The sequence below is a fragment of the Moraxella bovoculi genome, from assembly GCF_000988745.2.
In the GTDB taxonomy this organism is placed as follows: domain Bacteria; phylum Pseudomonadota; class Gammaproteobacteria; order Pseudomonadales; family Moraxellaceae; genus Moraxella; species Moraxella bovoculi.
In genome coordinates, this window is record NZ_CP011381.2 from 1,763,411 (window position 1) to 1,783,443 (window position 20,033).

Here is a 20,033-nt window from a genome sequence, read left to right on the forward strand (position 1 = left end):
TCCCCTTCCCCTTTTCCCCATTTTCCTTTACAATCCCCATTTTTCTCTACCCTTTTAAAAATGCTCACACATCCCATTGCTACCCCGCACACTCCAAGCCAGCTTGTCGCACTCATCGCCACGTACTACCCTGACTGGCAGGTGTGTTTTTTGCACAACGCTCATCGCCCCGTCATTGGCATTTGCCCTGCTGTTTCGTGGACCGCTGTCTTTACAAACGGCTTATCCATTCACAAAAAAACTCGCCAAAACGACAACCGCACCTATCCTGCCACCTACACCGCTTGGCAAAACGAGCTTATCGCCTACTGCCAAGCCCACACCCCAAGCCCCACACACCACAGCGAATATACGCACGGCTTAATGGGCTTTATCGGTTATGACCTATCAGCTCATGAATTAAATCCTAACATCGCTATCAAGCCCAACCAGCCTTGTGCTTATTTTGGGCATTATGATATTTATATTAAGCCGTGCGAGCATGGATTTGACTTGATTGGCATAAATGCCAATAAAGAGATTTTTGATGAAATAAAGAATAGTTTAACTGATTTATTAAATCAACAATTACCAAAACCAATACCTGCCCAATTTATCTCATCATGGCAAAAATCGGATTATAATCACGCCTTTAACCAAACCCAAGAATATATCAAGGCAGGCGATACTTATCAAATTAACCTGACCCAAAAATGGCAAGCAGATTTGGGTAATTTGGCCAGTTATTTGCCCCATTTGCAAGATAAAATCAATGCCCCATTTGCAGGGTTTTTAAAATTAGGTGAATTTGAAATTTTATCGGTATCGCCTGAATTATTTTTTGAATTTCATAAAATAGAAAATAATATTCGTATCATCACAAAACCCATAAAAGGCACACGCCCACGCCATGATGATATTGATATAGACAATGAATTAAAAAATGAACTCAAAAACAGCGAAAAAGACATTAGCGAAAATTTAATGATTGTGGATTTACTTCGTAATGACTTAGGCAAATACGCCCATATCGGCACGGTAAAAACTCCCAAACGCTTTGCCATTGAAAGTTTTAAAAACGTACATCATATGGTTAGCACCATTACCGCCCAATTAAAGGACGTACATAGCCTAGAAGTCTTGTTTGGCAGTTTGCCCGCAGGGTCAATCACAGGCACACCAAAAAAACGGGCGTGCGAGATTATCCATGAATTAGAAATCTCCCCCCGTGGGGCGTATTGCGGAACCATGGGCTATATGAATTTTGACGGTACGGGTAATTGGAATGTACTCATTCGCACGTTGCAAAAATGGCAAAAAACAGAACTTTGGGCAGGAGGCGGTATTACCATAAAATCGGATATGGAGAGTGAATATCAAGAATGTTTGGATAAAGTGGGGAATATTATTCAAATGATGTCAAATTAAACCAAAAAAATCCGCCCAGAATGGACGGATTTTTTATTGACGTTATATTGCTTGGGTGCGCTCGATGAGCCAAGTTTTGGCGTCGCCATCAACACGATCAATCAGCGCATCGTGTACTTTTTTGTGATAATCATTGAGCCAGTTTTTTTCTTCGGTGGTCAATAATTCTGGCAATAGCAGACGAGTGTCAAATGGACACAAAGTCAAATCTTCAAACTTAGCAAATTCGCCAAACTCGGTGCTGTGCGCAGGCACGGTCGCCACCAGATTCTCAAGGCGAACGCCCCACTTGCCTTCACGGTATAGCCCCGGTTCGTTACTGGTGATCATGCCTAATTGCATGGTTCGCTCTGTCGATGTTGGCGCATTACGCGAGATGACCTGCGGACCTTCGTGGACATTTAGAAAATAACCCACACCATGCCCTGTGCCATGTCCATAATCTAGACCCAGCTGCCACAGCTGATTACGCGCCAAGACATCCAGCTGAGATGATGGAATACCCACAGGATAGACTGCGGCTGCTAATGCGATGTGCGCCTTTAGGACATAAGTGACATCGCGCTTCTCATCATCGCTGATGTCGCCAATGCCCACCATACGTGTGATGTCGGTGGTGCCATTGTAATACTGCGCCCCAGAATCGATCAGCAACAGCCCCGAACCTACAATCTGAGCGTGGTTATCTTTAATGGCCTTATAATGCACAATCGCCCCATTGCCCTTAAAGCCTGCAATGGTGTCAAAGCTTGCCGAAACGTGGTTTGGCTGCTCGCTGCGTGCATCGTTCAGCATGGTGTTAATATCCAGCTCGGTAATCGCATCGCCTGCTGCCACACGCTGCTCAAGGCGACTAAAGAAATGACACAACGCTGCACCATCTTGACGCATCGCTTCTTGCACGTGGTTTAGCTCGATGTCCGATTTTATTGCCTTTAACACCGTACTTGGGTTCATCGCGCGCACGATAGTTACACTGCCCGGCACTTGCTTGATGGTGCTGATGGCAACTTTAGCAGGGTCGATTAACAGCATGCCTGTTATGTCTGCCAAGGCTGTCGTAACAGCGGAATAATCCGCCGTGGCGATGCCTGCATTCTGTAGGGCAATCTTGGCATCGTCATTTAATTTTTGTTCATCGACAAACAGTACCGCGCTGTCTTTACCAACCAATAAATGCGACAAAAACACGGGGTTAAATGACACGTCGCTACCACGCAAATCAGTCAGCCAAGCAATATCATCAAGGCTGGAAATCAGATGAAAATCCGCGCCAAGCTCATTCATTTTGGTGCGTACTTTGGCAAGCTTGTCGGCTGATGTACCGTCCAAAAATTCACTTGGATGCGGATAGATGGCCTTAGTTGGTAGGCTTGGACGATCATCCCAAACTTCCGCCAACAAATCAAGGTGCGTGACCAGCTCAATACCCTTATCTGCAAAAGTTTGGCTTAAGCTATCAAATTCTGCCACCGACAACACAGCACCATCAATGGCAACCTTGGCACCATTTGGTAAATTGCCCACCAAAAACTTACCAAAGGTTGGACGCCCCTGTTCCATCTTTTGAAGTTCGATGCCTGTATCAGCAAGCTGCATCGGTGCCTGCACCCAATAGCGACTGTCCGTCCACACGCCTGCAAAATCTTGTGTGATCGCCAGTGTACCCACCGAACCTGAGAAACCTGACAGCCATTTTCGGCCTTGCCAGTACTTGGGCAGATACTCAGACATATGTGGATCTGCCGACGGCACAACGATGGCATCGATGCCGTTTTTTTGCATGAGTGCGCGAAGCTTTGTGATGCGTTCGCGACGAATTTGGGCTGATACTGCCATAGATACTCCTGATTACTCTCATTAGATTGAATGCTGAAATTCTATCATAATCCGTTATTTTTTACACGATTGCGATTTTAATGACCAAGCATCGTCATCGATTTATCAAAAAATCGTGGTACAATTCACCCCTTCCAAAAAAACTTATCAGCAGCCACAGTCATGCTTACCACCACCCAGATCGACCGCTTACGCACTTATCGAGTGATGCTTCTTGCCTTTGCAGCATTCATTTTTAATACGACAGAATACATTCCCATCGCCCTACTCTCAGACATCGGCACAAGCTTTAGCATGCCTGTCGATAAAGTAGGCATCATGATGACCGTCTATGCCTGGATCGTCGCACTCGTCTCACTGCCACTCATGCTTGCGACCGCCAAAATGGAGCGAAAGCGATTGCTAGTTGGCGTCTTCACACTGTTCGTGGCAAGTCATATTTTATCGGCGGTGGCGACTGGCTTTGGCGTTTTGCTCATTGCGCGTACAGGCGTGGCCTTAGCTCATGCGATCTTTTGGTCGATTACCGCAAGCCTCGTCGTGCGTCTTGCTGCCAAGGACAAACGCACCAAAGCATTAGGTCTGCTTGCCACAGGTTCGGCACTTGCTGCCGTGCTGGGCTTGCCGATCGGGCGATTGGTGGGTCAGTATCTAGGCTGGCGAGCAAGCTTTGCACTCATTGGTGTATTGGCATTGATTTGCCTTGTGATCTTGTGGAAAATCCTGCCAAATCTACCCAGTCGTAATGTCGGCAACATCAAAAGCCTGCCCGACATCCTAAAAAACACACCGCTATTATTGGTGTATCTGATGATAATACTCATCGTGACCGCGCATTTTACTGCTTATAGCTATATTGAGCCATTCATGTTAAACGTGGTGAATTTCTCGGCGAACTTTGCAACTTGGATATTGCTAATGTTTGGTCTTGCGGGCATTGTGGCAAGCATACTCTTTGGTCGTTATTATGAACGTATGGAAAGATCGTTTTTATGGCTTGCCATGATGGCGATCACCTTGGGACTTAGCACATTATTCTTGTTTTCTGACATATCGGTGCTTTGGGTTATTAATGCCTTCTTGTGGGGCATTGGTGCGACCACCATCAGTCTGGTGCTACAGATACAGGTGCTGCGCCTCGCGCCAAAAGCCACAGACGTTGCCATGAGTCTATTCTCAGGGATATTTAATATCGGCATTGGCGGTGGTGCTTTGCTTGGAGGCATTGTCATCGCACAGATGAGCTTGATTCACATTGGACACGTTGGCGCGGCAGTCGCACTTCTTGCGATGCTGGCTGCATGGGCGTACACACGACGCTTGGCATAACATCCAAAATAAAACCCTTAGCAGTTGCAAGGGTTTTATAATGACATCTGAATTTATTCAGTTTTCGCTGATTCTTTATCTTCAGCTGATTGGGGTGCAGGCGCGGCATTGGTTGTGTCGCTCGGTGCAGATGGTGCAGCAGGTGTCTCAGCAGTCGCGGTTGCTTGAGTTGGCGCTTGCGTGTTTTCTGGTGTTTGGTCTAGCTTGTCTTGAGCTTCAGCCACTGCAGCATCGCTGGCTTGCGTTGCTGGTGCTTCAGCAGAGTCTATGCTAGCTTCTGCAGCAGCTTCTTCAGCTGTTGGTGCTTTTGGCTGATGCTCGCCTGCTGGACGTAACCAAGCAAAAATACCGATCGCCGCAATCATTACAAGTAAAAGAACAATACCAACCAATGCTGTTAGCGTCTCTTTGGTTGGGTTATTATTTGATGCATCATGTGCCATAAATCACCTGTCATTAAGATGGGTTAATTGTAAATACAAAATGAGATAAATTTACCCTATTATATACCAAATTTTGCGATTTTGTACAATTCCTTTGGTCGATTAAGGAATTATTACACAAAATTTGGGTAAAATTCATCAATTTTTAATCACGAACGCCCTTGCCAGTGTAGTATTTTTGGGTTCTGCTGGTTTTTGATTTGCCGTATTTTGCCACGAAACTCAGCAAAATCAGCAGCGCGCTCAACACCAAAATCGGATAGCTGCCGAATCTTACAAATGGCGTCACGCCCGACATCGATTCAACTTGACCGCGTAATACCGTACGCTCGAACTGTGGTGCTTGATTGACGATTTGACCTTTTTGGTTAATGATGGCGGTCACACCTGTGTTCGTCGCACGCACAAAATAACGCCCCGTCTCAAGGCTTCGCATCTGAACCATCTGCAGATGCTGCCAAGGACCTGCGGAACTGCCGAACCACGCATCATTAGAGATCGTCATGAGAAAATCGGTATTCTTAGCATTATGACGGGTGGTCTCAGGATACGCCACCTCGTAGCAGATGGCAGCACCAACGTTTTGCCCTTTGATGGTAAATGGTGCTTGATTGCTTGAACCACGACTGATGCTCATCGCACCCTGCATGTTCGCCAAATCAGGCAGCAAGTTAAACAACCCTTCGAACGGCACATATTCACCAAATGGTACAAGACGCTGCTTCTTATAAAGTGCTTGTGTCTCGCCAAGCACCGCCACACTGTTATAAATTGGTGGGTAGGCGTGGCGATTCTCATCGTAATTCTTAAGGTCGCGATAGATAAGTCCTGTCACCCAAGTTGAGTCGTTGTTACGAGCGCGATTAATCATGCCTGCGATGAATGGCTCGGCTTCATCATGGAACATCGGGATCGCAGCTTCTGGCCAGATGACAACATCCCGCCCCCATTCACTCTTAGACAGATCTTCATAGATCTCAAGTGTGCGCACACGGTATTCAGTAAGCCACTTCATGTCTTGTGGGATATTACCCTGCACCAAAGAGACAGACAGCTTCTCACCCGATGGTTTCACCCACTCCACAAGGCTCAACCCAAAAGAAACAGCCAAAGTCAGCGCGCTTAGCCCGATAAAGGCAGATTTATGGCGGAACAGCTCAACCACCGATGCGGCAAACAGCACCGCCACGAAACTTATGCCAAACACCCCCAAGACTGGCGCAAGTCCGTTCATCCAAGTCTGTTCAGTGAATGCATAGCCTACAAACAACCAAGGAAATCCTGACAGTAGCCAAGTTTTTAGCCATTCTTGAATCACCCAGAACGAGGCAAATGCCAATGGCTGACGACCCAAAAAACGCACAAAGCCCCATGCAAAAAACGCATGAAAAAGCCCCATGATAATCGCCATCACACCAATCATCACATAGGCAAGCCATGAAGGTATCGCGCCATATTCATGTATTGAATTATAAAGCCAAAAAGCACCAATCACCCACGTACCAAACCCATACACCCAGCCAATCCAAAAGCCGCGTCGACCGCTATCTTCACCCACAAGTAGCGCATACAGTGCCATCACTGAGAACAGTGCCAAAGGCCACAGATAATAAGGCGCTAACGCAAAGCTAAACCCAAGACCAGCGACGAGCGCGATGATGAGCTTGATGCCTATGGGCAGACGAATGCTCTTGGCATTACTACAAGTATTGGTTGGGATGTTGGGATGATAAATAGGTTTGGTGGTCATGGCGTGATTAAATATAGCTAAATTAACCCATTATTTTAGCAGAATTTGAAAGATTTAGCGACGAATTACAACAAAGAACCAATAAGACCTAAGCCTTATTGGTATATTCACTCAATCCAATCTTTTAGATTGTACTATTTGGGTTTAGCGTCATCTCAAGCAGCCGAATGTAACGCCCTTCGACATCTACAATGACAATCTGCCAATCATTAATCCGCACCGTCTCGCCCTCTAGATGGCTTACCGAGCCCAGTGCCTGCATGACCAATCCGCCCATGGTATCGACATCTGCATCATCGAAATTCGACCCCAGAATGTCATTAAAATCACTGATCAATGTCGATGCCTGCACGAGCCAGACGCCATCTTTGGTGGGATGTGGTACGATGTTATTAATATCGCTGTCTTCATCGATGTCATCATGCTCATCAACGATGTCGCCCACGATCTCCTCTAGCAGATCCTCCATCGTGACGATGCCAGAGACCGACCCAAATTCATCGAGCACCACCGCCATGTGCACTTGCGCCTTTTGTAGTAGGCGAAGCAGTGTGTCAGAGCGTGCGGTTTCGTTAATGTATAGCGGCTTTCTGACGATGTCTTTTAAGAAAAATGGGTGATCAATGCCTTCAGCGCGACTCGCCAAAATCGGAATCAAATCTTTGGCAAGTAAAATACCCAAAATCGCATTATCATCATGACTGTCAAACACAGGATAACGAGAATGCTCAGTCTCAAGCAATACCGCCAAAATGTCTGAGATGTCAGCATCACTACTGATGGCAGCAAGCTGTGGGCGCGGCGTCATGATCTCACGCACTTGGGTGGCAGGTAGATCCAGCACACCTTCTAACATATCGACCGTATCCGGCTCTAGGAATTGGCGCGAATCTTGAACCAATTTTAACAAATCATCGCGAGTTTCAGGGGCGGCGGACAGCCAACGTTTTAAGCCGCGCGTCCAACCACCCGAATGACTGTCGTCTGACATAAGAAGACTTCAACCTCTATTGTGGGAAATTTTTGGTTAATTTAACGGATTTGACAGGATTATTCAAGCGCTATTTGGTTACTGCTGATATGCTCAAAGTGGTGGATTTTTGATTGCTACGCCTCCACGCCACCAAGAAACACAACAAACCATCAAAACATCTGAACAGGCTTATAAGTCGCTAAATCTTCACCCATCTGATGGTGCGCTCTTCTATCTCGTCATCGTCAAAATCAAGCTCAGAATAACAGCGGCCACGCACGCCGAATTTATCCATCGCCTGCTCATGTCGCGCCTGCCCTGAGATCAGATAGTGCCAATGTGGCAAGCCCTGCCCCAGATGCAGTCGCTTATAAGCGCAGTGCCTTGGCAGCCACATCATGCCAGACACCATCTCATACGTAAGGCGAATGCAATCAGGCACATAAGACTTACGATTGGCATAATCAGCACAATGCCCCGTCGAACAGTCCAAGAGACAACATGCCACGTCAGTATATTCGGTAAATCTTGGATCGTCATCGTCCAAGAACTTCACCAAACAGCACACCCCACACCCATCACAAAGCGCCTCCCACTCGCTGTCATTGAGCTCACTTAGTGGGTATTTTTCCCAGAAACGCTCTCGCAATTGGCTTGGTTGTTGTGCTGATTCTCTCATTATGTTAGCTTATTAAAATTTCGATCATTGTAACAAAAAAGCACCATAAATTTAAGCCCAAACCCCATTGTCAAAGCCCAAAAATCCTGCTAGTCTAACGATAGTGATAGTTTTTTAATGATTTTAATTAACAAGGAGTGTCCTATGACCACCCAGACCCTAACCACCATCACCGCTGATGGCACTCGCCTATTAAGCCACGTCTGTCTGCCTAACACCGCGCCTGCTCGAGGTATCATCGTCGCACCTGAATGGTGGGGCGCAGAAGATACCCATCCAACAACTGTCGCAAAAGACCTCGCCAAGGCAGGCTTTGCCGCGGTTGTCTTGGATGTTTATGGGGAAGGCAAGCTAACCACCGATGCTGCACAAGCCAATGAATGGATGAGCGCCGTTCTTAATAACCCGAGCGAACTCATGGACAGATGTCGCCGCATTTATGAAGATTTTATCGCGTTAGATGAAGTGGATGGCGCACGCATTGGCGCGGTGGGCTATTGCTTTGGGGGTAAGCTTGCCCTTGATATGGCACGCACAGGCATCCCATTAAAAGCCGTCGCCACTTTCCACGGCAACCCAACACCCATCCAGCCTGCTGATGCGTCTTTTGGGGCAAAGGTGCTGGTGGCACATGGCGGTGCTGACAGCATGATTCCCATGAGCGCCATCGATGGCTTAAAAACCGAACTTGATCGCGCCAATGTTGACTATCAGATCGATGTCTATGACGACGCCAAGCACGGCTTTACCAATCCATTGGCGGACAAGCGAGCAGCCAATAACGGCATCGATCTAGGCTATAACGAACATGCCGCCAAAGCCAGCTGGGATAAGATGCTGTCATTCATGAATGAATATGTATAACCTCTAACTAAAAAGCTTGTCGCAACGACAAGCTTTTTAGTTTATACAGCTAATCAATATCTTAGCATCCGATCACCTCCGAACTGGTGCATTTTCCAGAATCTGCGTGAGCAGCTGCCAGTATGTCGCTACGCTGTCAACATGCACCATCTCCTGGGGTGAGTGGGCATTTTTGATGGTGGGGCCGATGGATACGATGTCCATGTCTGGGTGACTTTGTTTGATCAGACCGCACTCAAGCCCTGCATGAATCACCTTGATCTGTGGTTCATGTCCAAGTATCTGCGCATAGAGCCGAGCGGTCAGCGGCGTGATGAATGACTGATCATCAGGATTCCATCCCACATAACCCCCTGTAAATTCAGCTGCTGCCCCCATAAGGCTCGCCAGATTATCCAAACTCGTGCAGACCGCCGCCTTACCCGATTCAACCAATGAGCGAATCAGCAGATTGGCAGATAGCCCTTGCTCATCAATGCTCGCCACCCCAAATGATAGTGAAGTCTCAACCGTATCCTCTGCTAAGTCAGACTGACGCACCACGCCACTCGGTAGCACATTTAACAGACGGATTGCCTTGGCGGTATCTTCATAAGTTAAAGCAGTTCCTGCATGATCTGCGTCAGCCACCTGACACATCACATCAGGTTCTGCTCGCATCACCTCGTTACGCACCACATCAAATGACGCCTGCAACGCTGCTACAAGCTCATTACGACGATCAGATGAGAATGCCAGATTGACGCTCGCCTCTCTAGGGATGGCGTTTCTTAATGTGCCACCTGTCAGCGTTTGGATGGCAAAATCACCATAAAACTTCGGCAACACTTCTGCCAAAACACGCGCCATCATCTTAATGGCATTGCCGCGATTCTTATGAATATCTAGCCCAGAATGACCGCCTTTTAGGCCTTTGATGGTAAAGCTAAGCGCATCACTAAAGCTGTGATTCGTCTGAGATAGTGGCAGATGAATATTCGACTCAATCCCGCCAGCACAGCCGATATATATCTCACCAATCTCCTCGGTGTCGGTATTTACCATCAGCTTCGACTGTAGCTCGCCTGCCTGCAGTCCGAACACACCCACCATTCCCGTCTCCTCGGTCATGGTCAAGAGCACTTCTATTTGTGGGTGTGCCAGATCGTCAGACTCTAGCGCCGCAAGGCAGCTTGCCATGCCAATGCCATTATCCGCGCCAAGCGTCGTGCCTGTCGCCATCAGCCAATCTTCATCATCAGGGTTGACTCTTAGCAGGATTGGATCAGTGCTAAAATCATGCGGCGTATCGGCATTCGCCTGAGGCACCATGTCAAGGTGTGCTTGTAGTGCGATAGATTCACGATCCTCCATGCCTTTGGTGGCAGGCTTAACGATGATGACATTACCCACATCATCACGGCGCACGGAAAGCCCTCGCGATTTCGCCCAGTCAACGATATGGTTTGCGATCGCCTCTTCATGGTAGCTTGGATGTGGGATTGCGCAGATCTTGGCGAACCATTGCCATAGCAGGCGCGGTTCTAGATTCTCAACCACAGATAGGTTCGTTTGATAGGCAGTATTATTAAGCATGGATTCTCCCATTGGGTCATAATTTAGCTAATTTTAGCACATTCTGCTGCAGTTTACACATTTCATCAATTCATCATGGTTTTATGATAGAATCTATGTAAATCCTTAAAAAATGACCGTCATGAAACCAACACCAAACACCCCAAAGATCATATTTTTTGACATTGATGACACCCTATACATCAAGTACGACAACTACATCCCAGACAGCACAAAAGCCGCGCTAAAAGCACTCAAAGACCAAGGCATCATCGTCGCCATCGCCACAGGTCGCGGCATGTGCGTGTTCCCACCTTGCATTAATGATTTGATTGATGAGGTTGGCATTGATTTATTTGTTACCATCAATGGACAATATAATGAGTTTAGGGGCGAATTATTGACCCATTTCCCATTAAATTCACGACAAATCCAAGACACCACCCATTACCTAAAAACCAATCAAATCGCCCACGGCTACATGACCAAGGATGAAGTCGTCGCCTTCGATGAGAACCAGTACATGAAGAATGCACTGCAATCATTGCACATCCCCTACCGTGTCGCTGACAACTTTGATTTTGCGACGCCCATTTATCAGATTTTGGCATTTTATGAAAATAACGAAAACGCCAGTACCCCCTTACAAGATGGGCTAAACGATGACCTAAAAACCGTTCGCTGGCACATCTGTGGGGTGGATATTCTTGACAAACACGGCTCAAAGGCGCGCGGAATACAGGCGGTGCTGGATGCATTGGGATTAGACATGGCGGATGCATGGGCATTCGGCGATGGTCTAAATGACATCGAGATGCTCTCATCGGTCGGCTTTGGCGTGGCGATGGGTAATGCTCACGATGATTTAAAGGCGGTGGCAGATTTTGTGTGTCCTAGCCATAAGGACGATGGGATATTCAGGGGCTTGCAGGCGTTGGGGGTACTCTAACATCAATGGCAAGGATTGCTCCTTGTCATTTTGTTCGTTATGGAACTCGTTTGCCTGTTTTATCAATATAAAACTGTTCGCCATCTTTTGCCACTTTGGCAAGCCCTGTATCAAAAGACTCAACATAGTCATAAATAGGCTTAATGACTTGCTGATTCTGTATGTTGACAAAACCATATTTATTGCCAATCTTAACTTCAAGCATATCCTCTGAAATATATCCAATATAATCATAAATCAAAGGCACAATTACCTTTCCTGTATTGATGTCAATCAGTCCTTTTTTGCCATTATCGGCAATCAAAAATCTCTCATAATCACTACCATCATAAACATTGCCAAATTTCTTTAACTCATGATATGTGGCAGGCGTAATGACCTGACCTGTCTTATCCATAAGACCACACCTTAATCCCACAGGCAAAGCTTCACAAAAAATCGCTCTATCATCATTAACGGCATTGATGATGGGATAATGTGTTGTTTTAATAATTGCTCCCTTGTCATCAATCATCACTCTGTTACGAGCAGTAGCAATCATCATGCCTGACTTTTTGACTTCTAAATAATCATATATGGTTGGCAATATCGTCTTTCCCTGAAAATCTAGCAGACCATATAAATCCTTTTCTTGTACCATAATGCCATTATGCACTACTTGTATCATTTCATAGCGTGGTGTCGCAATCATCTCTCCTTTATCACTAAATAAACCCATAGAATAACCATTATTTTTCTTTGATACCACAGTAATATAGGACGCAGGTTTATCAATATCATCGTTTGGTATGGCTATGCTATCATATTGAGCAGGAATGATGATATGACCATTTTTATCTTTAATACCATATTTGCCTGAACTTTCATCAAAAAATTGGACACAAATCGTCTCGTTCAACAAACATTCATTATCCACATCTAGCACAGCACAATCACTAGGACAAGCATACGCATTCATTGCCAATAAGGATGATATAAGTAATAACTTTTTCATCACAATTTCCTTAAAAATCAAAAAAAAGACAAGCCATATTACAACTTGTCTTTTATAAAAAAATCATCTCATCGTTACAAACTCTTCAGAGCCTGTTGGGTGAATGGCAACGGTGTTATCAAAATCACGTTTGGTCGCCCCCATTTTTATGGCGACAGCAAAGCCTTGAATCATCTCGTCCACGCCAAAGCCTACACCATGCAAGCCCACCACTTTTTCATCATCGCCTACGCACACCAATTTCATGCGACACGGCTCACGATGAGCGGTAATGGCAGAGTACATGGGCGTGAAGTTGGATTTATAGACCTTGACCTTGTCCGCCCCAAATTCATCAATGGCGTCTTTTTCGCTCATGCCGACCGTACCAATGGGCGGATGGCTAAACACGACCGTGGCGACACTGCTATAATCTAGGTGTTCATCGGGCTTATTGTTAAACAGGCGTTCGGACAGTCTGCGACCGCTCGCCACCGCCACAGGGGTCAGCTCAATGCCGTTTTCGATGATGTCGCCTACCGCATAAATGCCGTCCACCGTGGTGTTTTGGAATTTATCCACGATGATTTGCCCCTTTTCGTTGGTTGCCACGCCTGTTTTGTGCAAGTCAATGGCATCAGTCGCTGGCACACGCCCTGTCGCCCAAATCAGGCAGTCCACATTTAGGGTTTCGCCATTGTCAAAATACACCGTCAGACCGTCATTTTTCTCAATTTTAACAGGATTTACGCCCGTATGGAACGTAACACCGTCTTTGACCATGACATCCTGCAAAACTTCTACAATATCTTTATCAAAACTCTTTAAAATACCGCTACGCACACACAAATGCGTATCCACGCCCAAGGCATTCATCACGCCTGCAATCTCAGCGCCAATGTAGCCACCGCCAACAATCGCCACCGATTTTGGTAGTTCGGTCAAATCAAAAAAACCGTCCGAGTCAATGCCATACTCCGCCCCCTGTATGTTTGGACGGTGTGGGCGACCGCCTGTGGCAATCAAAATATGGTCGGCGGTAATGGTCTCGGTCTCGCCATTGTCATGGCTGACTTCTACCGAATTTTTATCCAAAAATTTGGCAAAGCCGTTGATGAGCGTTACGCCATTTTTTTCAAAGGTGTTTTTATAAGATTGATGAATGCGGTTAATATAAGCGGTGCGGTTTTCAACGAGTTTGGCAAAATCAAAGTTTTTGACATCAAGCTCAAAACCATAATCAGGGGCGTAGTTGTGAATGGCGGTTGCCATGTTCGCTCCGTACCACAACACTTTTTTTGGCACACAGCCCACGTTAACGCACGTTCCGCCAACGTGTTTTGCTTCAATCACGGCAACTTTTTTACCGTACATACTGGCACGGTTAGCAGAAGCGATACCACCACTGCCACCACCGATGGTAATATAATCAAAATGTCTGGTCATGGTTATTTTCCTATCTATTTAGAAATTTGATTTATTATATCACAAAAAACCAAATCGCCCATGTCTAGACGATTTGGTTTTTTTAAACACTTAGATTTGATAAATGCGCAAATTAGAATAGCACGCGCACACGGATGGTCTCAGGCACAGCGCGCAGACGCTCCATCGCTTTGGCAGAATCGTTGTCATCAACGTCCATCACCAGATAGCCCACATCGCCACGAGTCATCAAAGACTGTGCAGCGATGTTAATGCCTGCATCAGCAAATGATGCGTTGATTTGCGATAATACGCCTGGCACGTTGCGGTGAATATGTAGCAGACGGTGTGTGCCTGCGGTGAACGGGATAGACACGTTCGGGAAATTAACCGCGCTGGTGGTGTCGCCTTGGTCAGAATATTTAACGAATTTCTCAGCAACTTCCAGACCAATGTTCGCTTGAGCTTCTTGAGTTGAGCCACCAACGTGAGGCGTTAGGATGACGTTGTCAAATTCACGAAGTGGTGATACGAACTCTTCATCAGCAGATTTTGGCTCTTTTGGGAACACGTCAATCGCCGCACCCAAGATTTTACCGCTCTTAAGCGCATCTGCCAATGCATCGATGTCCACACAGCCGCCACGAGCTGCGTTGATGAAGAACGCGCCGTCTTTCATTTTGTCAAATTCAGTCTTAGTCATCATGTTGCGCGTGCTTGGTAGGTCAGGCACGTGTAGCGTTACCACATCTGCTTTAGCAAATAGTTCATCCAAGCCACCTACCTGCACTGCGTTACCTAAAGGAAGCTTGGTAACAGCGTCATGATAGATGACATTCATGCCCAAGCTCTCAGCAAGTACTGACAATTGTGAACCGATAGAGCCATAGCCAACGATACCCATGGTCTTGCCACGCACTTCATGGCTGTCTTTGGCAGACTTGTTCCAGCCGCCACGGTGCACAACAGCGTTCTTCTCTGGCACTCCGCGCATCAGCATGATGGTCTCAGCCAACACCAACTCTGCCACCGAACGGGTGTTTGAATATGGTGCGTTAAATACAGGAATGCCTAATTCAAGCGCAGCATCTAGATCAACTTGATTCGTGCCGATGCAGTAGCAGCCAATGGCGATAAGTTTTTCGGCAGCTTGTAGTACTTTGCGAGTTAATTGGGTGCGCGAACGAATGCCCACGAAATGTGCGTCTTTGATTTTTTCGATCAGTTCAGCTTCATCAAGGGCTGATTTGATGTATTCGATATTAGTATAGCCTGCAGCGTTCAATGTTTTTAGAGCGTTATCATGTACGCCTTCCAACAACAAAAAGCGAATTTTGTCTTTTTGAAGAGATAAAGTCATGGAAAAATCCTTAAAGAAGTAGCAAAGCGAAAAGGCAGTTATACACCGAATGTCCAAATTTTGCAATGCGCAATCATCAAATAACAGGAAATTTTCTGATGTCATCTTGAAAATATCCCACGTTATGCAAATACCGACTAAAACGCCATTTGCAATATTCTATGAACAAAAAAGCCCATCGTTGGATGAGCTTTTTTGCTTAAATCATTCGCTATCTTGACCGAGTTCGTCAGCAAATGCCTTAGCAAAGCTGTCTTCGGTTGGTAGATTTTCGCTGCTTGTTAGCAGCTCATCATCAAGCGCGATGTCATCAGCTGATGCATTACTTTCAAGTGCACGCTCTGCCTTACGTTGGCGGTTTTGATGATAAGCCAGACCTGTACCTGCTGGGATCAGACGACCCACAACAACGTTCTCTTTAAGACCTGTCAAGTCATCAACTTTACCCATGGTTGCAGCAGCGGTCAAGACACGGGTCGTCTCTTGGAACGATGCCGCTGAGATAAAGCTTTCGGTGGCCAGTGACGCCTTAGTAATACCTAGAAGCTGACGCTCGAATTGCACTGGGAATTTATTATTCGCCACCAGCTCTTCGTTCAACGCACGGATCTTCGTGTATTCTGCTTGGTCGCCCTTAAAGTAGCTAGAATCACCACCGTCGGTAACTTCAACTTTGCGCAGCATTTGACGTACGATAACTTCAATGTGCTTGTCGTTGATCTTAACACCTTGTAAGCGATAAACTTCCTGAACTTCGTTCACGATGTAGTTTGCCAAAGCGGTTTCGCCTTTTAGGCGTAGGATGTCATGCGGGTTCTGCGGACCGTCGGACACCACCTCACCACGCTCTACCGTCTCACCTTCAAAAACGTTGATTTGACGCCATTTTGGAATCAGCTCTTCGTGAACATTGCCTTCTTCGTCGGTGATGATGAAGCGGTTTTTGCCTTTGGTTTCTTTACCGAATGATACCACACCGCTCATCTCTGCCATGATGGCATGATCTTTTGGACGGCGCGCTTCGAACAGATCAGCAACACGTGGCAGACCACCAGTAATATCCTTGGTACCCGAGGTGGCTTGTGGCACACGACCAAGTACAGAACCTGCGGTTACTGTCTCACCTTCAGACACGCGAATCACCGTCTCAGCAGGCAGGAAGTAAACCACTTCTTTACCCTCTGTGGTATCTAGAATAATAGCTGGACGCAAGTCTTTGGCGATACTTGGACGGTCTTTACTTGCCAAGATCTCAAATGAGCTCATGCCTGTGGTTTCGTCAACTTTTACAGTAGCCGTCATACCATCAGTGATGTCGCTAAAGCGAGCCGTACCTGCGAATTCTGTGATGATCGGATGAGTATGCGGATCCCATTTAGCGATCACATCACCTGCTGACACTTCTGCACCATCACGCACCAGTACGTTCGAGCCATAAGGCACCTTATAGCGCTCACGCTCACGGCCTTGGCTATCAGCAACGCCAATCTCAGCAGAACGAGATACGGTAACCAAGTGGCCATCGACATGCTCTACGGTCTTCATATTATGGAAGCGAACCGAACCGTTACTACCTACTGATACGCTGTTATCCACTGCTGCTGCCGATGCGGCACCACCCACGTGGAAGGTACGCATGGTAAGCTGGGTACCAGGCTCACCGATCGACTGTGCCGCCATGACACCTACAGACTCACCGATATTCACCAAGTGACCACGAGCCAAATCGCGGCCGTAACACTTAGCACACACACCATGGCTTGATTCACAGGTAATCACCGAACGTACATATACCTCATCAATCGCATTAGCGTCTAGCTTCTCAACCATGCGCTCATCGATCAATGTGCCTGCTGGTGCGGTCACTTCACCATCTAAGTTTACCACGTCTTTGGCGGTAACACGACCAAGTACACGATCACCCAAGCGTTCTACGATTTCACCACCGTCAATCACCGGAGTCATGCGCTGACCTGCATCCGTACCACAGTCGTCATGCGTAATCACTAAGTCCTGAGCTACGTCAACCAAACGACGAGTCAAGTAACCTGAGTTAGCGGTTTTCAAGGCGGTATCAGCAAGACCTTTACGCGCACCGTGCGTCGAGATAAAGTACTGCAGAACTGTCAGACCTTCACGGAAGTTCGCCTTAATTGGCGTCTCAATGATCGAGCCGTCTGGCTTTGCCATCAGACCACGCATACCTGCAAGCTGACGAATCTGGGTTGCGCTACCACGAGCACCAGAGTCTGCCATCATGTAGATTGAGTTGAATGATTTTTCTTTTTCAACTTCGCCATCTGCATTAACAACTTCATCAGTTGATAAGTTTTCCATCATCGCATTAGCGATTTTGTCAGAAGTACGAGACCAGATATCAACAACTTTGTTATAGCGCTCACCTGCAGTTACAAAGCCCTGCTCGAACTGTTGTTCAATCTCGCGTACTTCTGAGTCAGCGGCATCCATGATTTCTTTTTTGGTTGGTGGGATGACCATGTCTTCCATACCAATCGAGATGCCTGATAGAGTCGCTTGAGCGAAACCTAGATACATCAAATGGTCAGCGAATAGTACAGATTCTTTTACACCCAATTTACGATAGCAGGAGTTTAACAGCTTAGAGATGTTTTTCTTTGTCATCTCAGTGTTACACTCACTAAACGCCATACCTTCTGGCATGATGTTCCAGATCAACAGACGACCTGCAACGGTGTCTTTGATTTCGGTTTTGGTGGTTTTTTCACCTGTTTTTTCGTCTAAGATGGTCTCAGTAACACGCACTTTGATTTTGGCGTTTACAGACAAATCTTCAGAACCGATTGCACGCAAGGCTTCGTTCACGGTACTAAATACCATGTTCTCGCCTTTAGCATTTACATGGCTACGGCTGATGTAGTACAGACCCAAAACAACGTCCTGTGATGGTACGATGATCGGCTCACCATTGGCAGGTGACAAGATGTTATTGGTAGACATCATCAACGCACGCGCTTCAAGCTGAGCTTCTAGGGTTAATGGCACATGTACCGCCATCTGGTCACCGTCGAAGTCGGCGTTAAATGCCGCACACACCAATGGGTGTAGCTGAATCGCCTTACCTTCAATAAGCACAGGCTCGAAAGCTTGTAAGCCCAGACGGTGAAGTGTCGGTGCACGGTTTAGTAGTACTGGATGTTCGCGGATGACGCTAGCCAGCATGTCCCAAACTGCAGGCTCTTCACGCTCTACCATTTTTTTGGCAGCTTTGATGGTCTGAGCGATGTTATTCTGAAGCAGCTTAGCGTAAGTGAATGGCTTGAACAGCTCCAACGCCATTTTCTTTGGCAAACCGCACTGATGTAGGCGCAATGTCGGACCTACCACGATGACCGAACGGCCAGAGTAGTCAACACGTTTACCCAATAGGTTCTGGCGGAAACGACCTTGCTTACCTTTGATCATGTCAGCAAGCGATTTTAGTGGGCGCTTGTTAGAGCCAGTAATCGCACGGCCACGACGACCGTTGTCAAGCAATGCATCCACCGCTTCTTGAAGCATACGCTTTTCGTTACGAACGATGATGTCAGGCGCGTTCAATTCCAAAAGGCGTTTTAGACGGTTGTTACGGTTGATCACACGACGATATAGATCGTTTAGGTCAGACGTAGCAAAACGACCACCCTCAAGCGGTACCAGCGGACGTAGATCAGGGGGCAATACTGGCAATACAGTCATCACCATCCACTCTGGCTTGTTGCCAGAATCGCGGAAAGACTCTAGCAGCTGCAGGCGCTTAGACATCTTTTTAAGTTTGGTTTCAGAATTGGTTTGCGGAATTTCTGCACGCAATTCATCTATTTCGCCATCAACATCGATGTCTTTTAGTAGATCTTGAACCGCTTCAGCACCCATCTTAGCGATGAATTCATCACCATACTGCTCAAGTGCATTGAAGTACTCTTCATCATCAAGCAGCTGATACTTATCAAGACCAGTCATGCCAGGATCAGTTACGATGTAGCTTTCAAAATAAAGTACACGCTCAATGTCACGCAAAGTAATGTCAAGCAAGAGACCAATGCGGCTTGGTAGTGATTTTAGAAACCAGATGTGTGCCACAGGGCTAGCAAGCTCAATATGACCCATACGATCACGGCGAACTTTTGCCGCGGTTACTTCAACGCCACATTTTTCACAGATGATGCCTTGGAATTTACGGCGTTTGTATTTGCCACACAGACACTCAAAATCCTTCACAGGGCCGAAGATTTTGGCGCAAAACAGTCCATCACGCTCAGGCTTAAAAGTGCGGTAGTTGATGGTTTCAGGTTTTTTAACCTCACCATGCGACCAAGATTTGATGGTGTCAGGACTTGCCAAAGAGATTTGAATGCTGTCAAACTCTTTAATGCCGTTATCGGCAGGGCCTTTCATGATGTCTAATAAATCTTTCAAAAGGTTTCTCCGTTATATTCGTCAATTCGGTGCGCCCAAGCGTTATCGGAA

The 20,033-nt window shown here is 46.6% G+C and carries 14 protein-coding genes; 4 read left to right on the forward strand and 10 right to left on the reverse strand.

Annotated elements, in window-relative coordinates:
* Positions 1-60 precede the first annotated feature (60 nt).
* Positions 61-1,407 carry an anthranilate synthase component I family protein gene (locus tag AAX10_RS08185; RefSeq protein WP_046700344.1) on the forward strand — a complete coding sequence of 449 codons (1,347 nt, stop codon included), beginning with the start codon at positions 61-63 and terminating at the stop codon, positions 1,405-1,407.
* 42 nt (positions 1,408-1,449) lie between these two features.
* On the opposite strand, the gene AAX10_RS08190 is transcribed toward AAX10_RS08185, so the two are convergent.
* Positions 1,450-3,246 carry a M24B family metallopeptidase gene (locus tag AAX10_RS08190; protein WP_046700345.1) on the reverse strand — a complete coding sequence of 599 codons (1,797 nt, stop codon included), beginning with the start codon at positions 3,244-3,246 and terminating at the stop codon, positions 1,450-1,452.
* Between the two features lie 162 nt (positions 3,247-3,408).
* Between AAX10_RS08190 and AAX10_RS08195 the strand changes: the two genes are divergently transcribed.
* Complete coding sequence (locus AAX10_RS08195) at positions 3,409-4,575, forward strand: sugar transporter (protein ID WP_046700346.1); 1,167 nt, start codon at positions 3,409-3,411, stop codon at positions 4,573-4,575.
* A 53-nt stretch (positions 4,576-4,628) separates the two neighbouring features.
* Here AAX10_RS08195 and AAX10_RS08200 read toward each other — a convergent pair whose 3' ends face one another.
* The 4 genes from AAX10_RS08200 to AAX10_RS08215 all read right to left on the reverse strand — a co-directional run bounded on the left by AAX10_RS08200 (position 4,629) and on the right by AAX10_RS08215 (position 8,420).
* The gene (locus tag AAX10_RS08200) at positions 4,629-5,018 is read right to left on the reverse strand and encodes a hypothetical protein (RefSeq protein WP_046700347.1); all 390 of its coding nucleotides are present in this window, start codon (positions 5,016-5,018) and stop codon (positions 4,629-4,631) included.
* 145 nt (positions 5,019-5,163) lie between these two features.
* Entirely contained in the window at positions 5,164-6,768 is a 1,605-nt protein-coding gene (gene lnt / locus AAX10_RS08205; protein ID WP_046700348.1) for an apolipoprotein N-acyltransferase, read from the reverse strand.
* A gap of 124 nt (positions 6,769-6,892) precedes the next feature.
* Positions 6,893-7,759 (reverse strand): transporter associated domain-containing protein, encoded by an 867-nt coding sequence (locus AAX10_RS08210; RefSeq protein WP_046700349.1) that lies wholly within the window; start codon positions 7,757-7,759, stop codon positions 6,893-6,895.
* Positions 7,760-7,940: 181 nt separating this feature from the next.
* On the reverse strand, positions 7,941-8,420 hold the full coding sequence (locus AAX10_RS08215; protein ID WP_046700350.1) for a YcgN family cysteine cluster protein: 480 nt from the start codon (positions 8,418-8,420) through the stop codon (positions 7,941-7,943).
* Positions 8,421-8,564: 144 nt separating this feature from the next.
* Between AAX10_RS08215 and AAX10_RS08220 the strand changes: the two genes are divergently transcribed.
* The gene (locus AAX10_RS08220) at positions 8,565-9,284 is read left to right on the forward strand and encodes a dienelactone hydrolase family protein (protein ID WP_046700351.1); all 720 of its coding nucleotides are present in this window, start codon (positions 8,565-8,567) and stop codon (positions 9,282-9,284) included.
* A 72-nt stretch (positions 9,285-9,356) separates the two neighbouring features.
* On the opposite strand, the gene AAX10_RS08225 is transcribed toward AAX10_RS08220, so the two are convergent.
* On the reverse strand, positions 9,357-10,859 hold the full coding sequence (locus AAX10_RS08225; RefSeq protein ID WP_046700352.1) for an aminoacyl-histidine dipeptidase: 1,503 nt from the start codon (positions 10,857-10,859) through the stop codon (positions 9,357-9,359).
* 112 nt (positions 10,860-10,971) lie between these two features.
* Between AAX10_RS08225 and AAX10_RS08230 the strand changes: the two genes are divergently transcribed.
* The gene (locus AAX10_RS08230; protein ID WP_226997762.1) at positions 10,972-11,787 is read left to right on the forward strand and encodes a Cof-type HAD-IIB family hydrolase; all 816 of its coding nucleotides are present in this window, start codon (positions 10,972-10,974) and stop codon (positions 11,785-11,787) included.
* 37 nt (positions 11,788-11,824) lie between these two features.
* On the opposite strand, the gene AAX10_RS08235 is transcribed toward AAX10_RS08230, so the two are convergent.
* From AAX10_RS08235 to rpoC, 4 genes are all read right to left on the reverse strand, one after another.
* Positions 11,825-12,781, reverse strand: coding sequence for a WG repeat-containing protein (locus tag AAX10_RS08235; protein ID WP_046700353.1), 957 nt, complete (start codon positions 12,779-12,781; stop codon positions 11,825-11,827).
* Between the two features lie 63 nt (positions 12,782-12,844).
* Positions 12,845-14,206, reverse strand: coding sequence for a glutathione-disulfide reductase (gorA, locus tag AAX10_RS08240; RefSeq protein ID WP_046700354.1), 1,362 nt, complete (start codon positions 14,204-14,206; stop codon positions 12,845-12,847).
* A 112-nt stretch (positions 14,207-14,318) separates the two neighbouring features.
* Positions 14,319-15,545 carry a phosphoglycerate dehydrogenase gene (serA, locus tag AAX10_RS08245; RefSeq protein ID WP_036364016.1) on the reverse strand — a complete coding sequence of 409 codons (1,227 nt, stop codon included), beginning with the start codon at positions 15,543-15,545 and terminating at the stop codon, positions 14,319-14,321.
* Positions 15,546-15,749: 204 nt separating this feature from the next.
* Positions 15,750-19,982 (reverse strand): DNA-directed RNA polymerase subunit beta', encoded by a 4,233-nt coding sequence (gene rpoC, locus AAX10_RS08250; RefSeq protein ID WP_046700355.1) that lies wholly within the window; start codon positions 19,980-19,982, stop codon positions 15,750-15,752.
* Positions 19,983-20,033: the final 51 nt, after the last annotated feature.

Excerpts from the sequence above, each read along its gene's own strand:
- AAX10_RS08185 (WP_046700344.1), top strand. The coding sequence starts at position 61 with ATGCTCACACATCCCATTGCTACCCCGCACACTCCAAGCCAGCTTGTC.
- AAX10_RS08190 (WP_046700345.1), bottom strand. The coding sequence starts at position 3,246 with ATGGCAGTATCAGCCCAAATTCGTCGCGAACGCATCACAAAGCTTCGC.
- AAX10_RS08195 (WP_046700346.1), top strand. The coding sequence starts at position 3,409 with ATGCTTACCACCACCCAGATCGACCGCTTACGCACTTATCGAGTGATG.
- AAX10_RS08200 (WP_046700347.1), bottom strand. The coding sequence starts at position 5,018 with ATGGCACATGATGCATCAAATAATAACCCAACCAAAGAGACGCTAACA.
- lnt (WP_046700348.1), bottom strand. The coding sequence starts at position 6,768 with ATGACCACCAAACCTATTTATCATCCCAACATCCCAACCAATACTTGT.
- AAX10_RS08210 (WP_046700349.1), bottom strand. The coding sequence starts at position 7,759 with ATGTCAGACGACAGTCATTCGGGTGGTTGGACGCGCGGCTTAAAACGT.
- AAX10_RS08215 (WP_046700350.1), bottom strand. The coding sequence starts at position 8,420 with ATGAGAGAATCAGCACAACAACCAAGCCAATTGCGAGAGCGTTTCTGG.
- AAX10_RS08220 (WP_046700351.1), top strand. The coding sequence starts at position 8,565 with ATGACCACCCAGACCCTAACCACCATCACCGCTGATGGCACTCGCCTA.
- AAX10_RS08225 (WP_046700352.1), bottom strand. The coding sequence starts at position 10,859 with ATGCTTAATAATACTGCCTATCAAACGAACCTATCTGTGGTTGAGAAT.
- AAX10_RS08230 (WP_226997762.1), top strand. The coding sequence starts at position 10,972 with ATGACCGTCATGAAACCAACACCAAACACCCCAAAGATCATATTTTTT.
- AAX10_RS08235 (WP_046700353.1), bottom strand. The coding sequence starts at position 12,781 with ATGAAAAAGTTATTACTTATATCATCCTTATTGGCAATGAATGCGTAT.
- gorA (WP_046700354.1), bottom strand. The coding sequence starts at position 14,206 with ATGACCAGACATTTTGATTATATTACCATCGGTGGTGGCAGTGGTGGT.
- serA (WP_036364016.1), bottom strand. The coding sequence starts at position 15,545 with ATGACTTTATCTCTTCAAAAAGACAAAATTCGCTTTTTGTTGTTGGAA.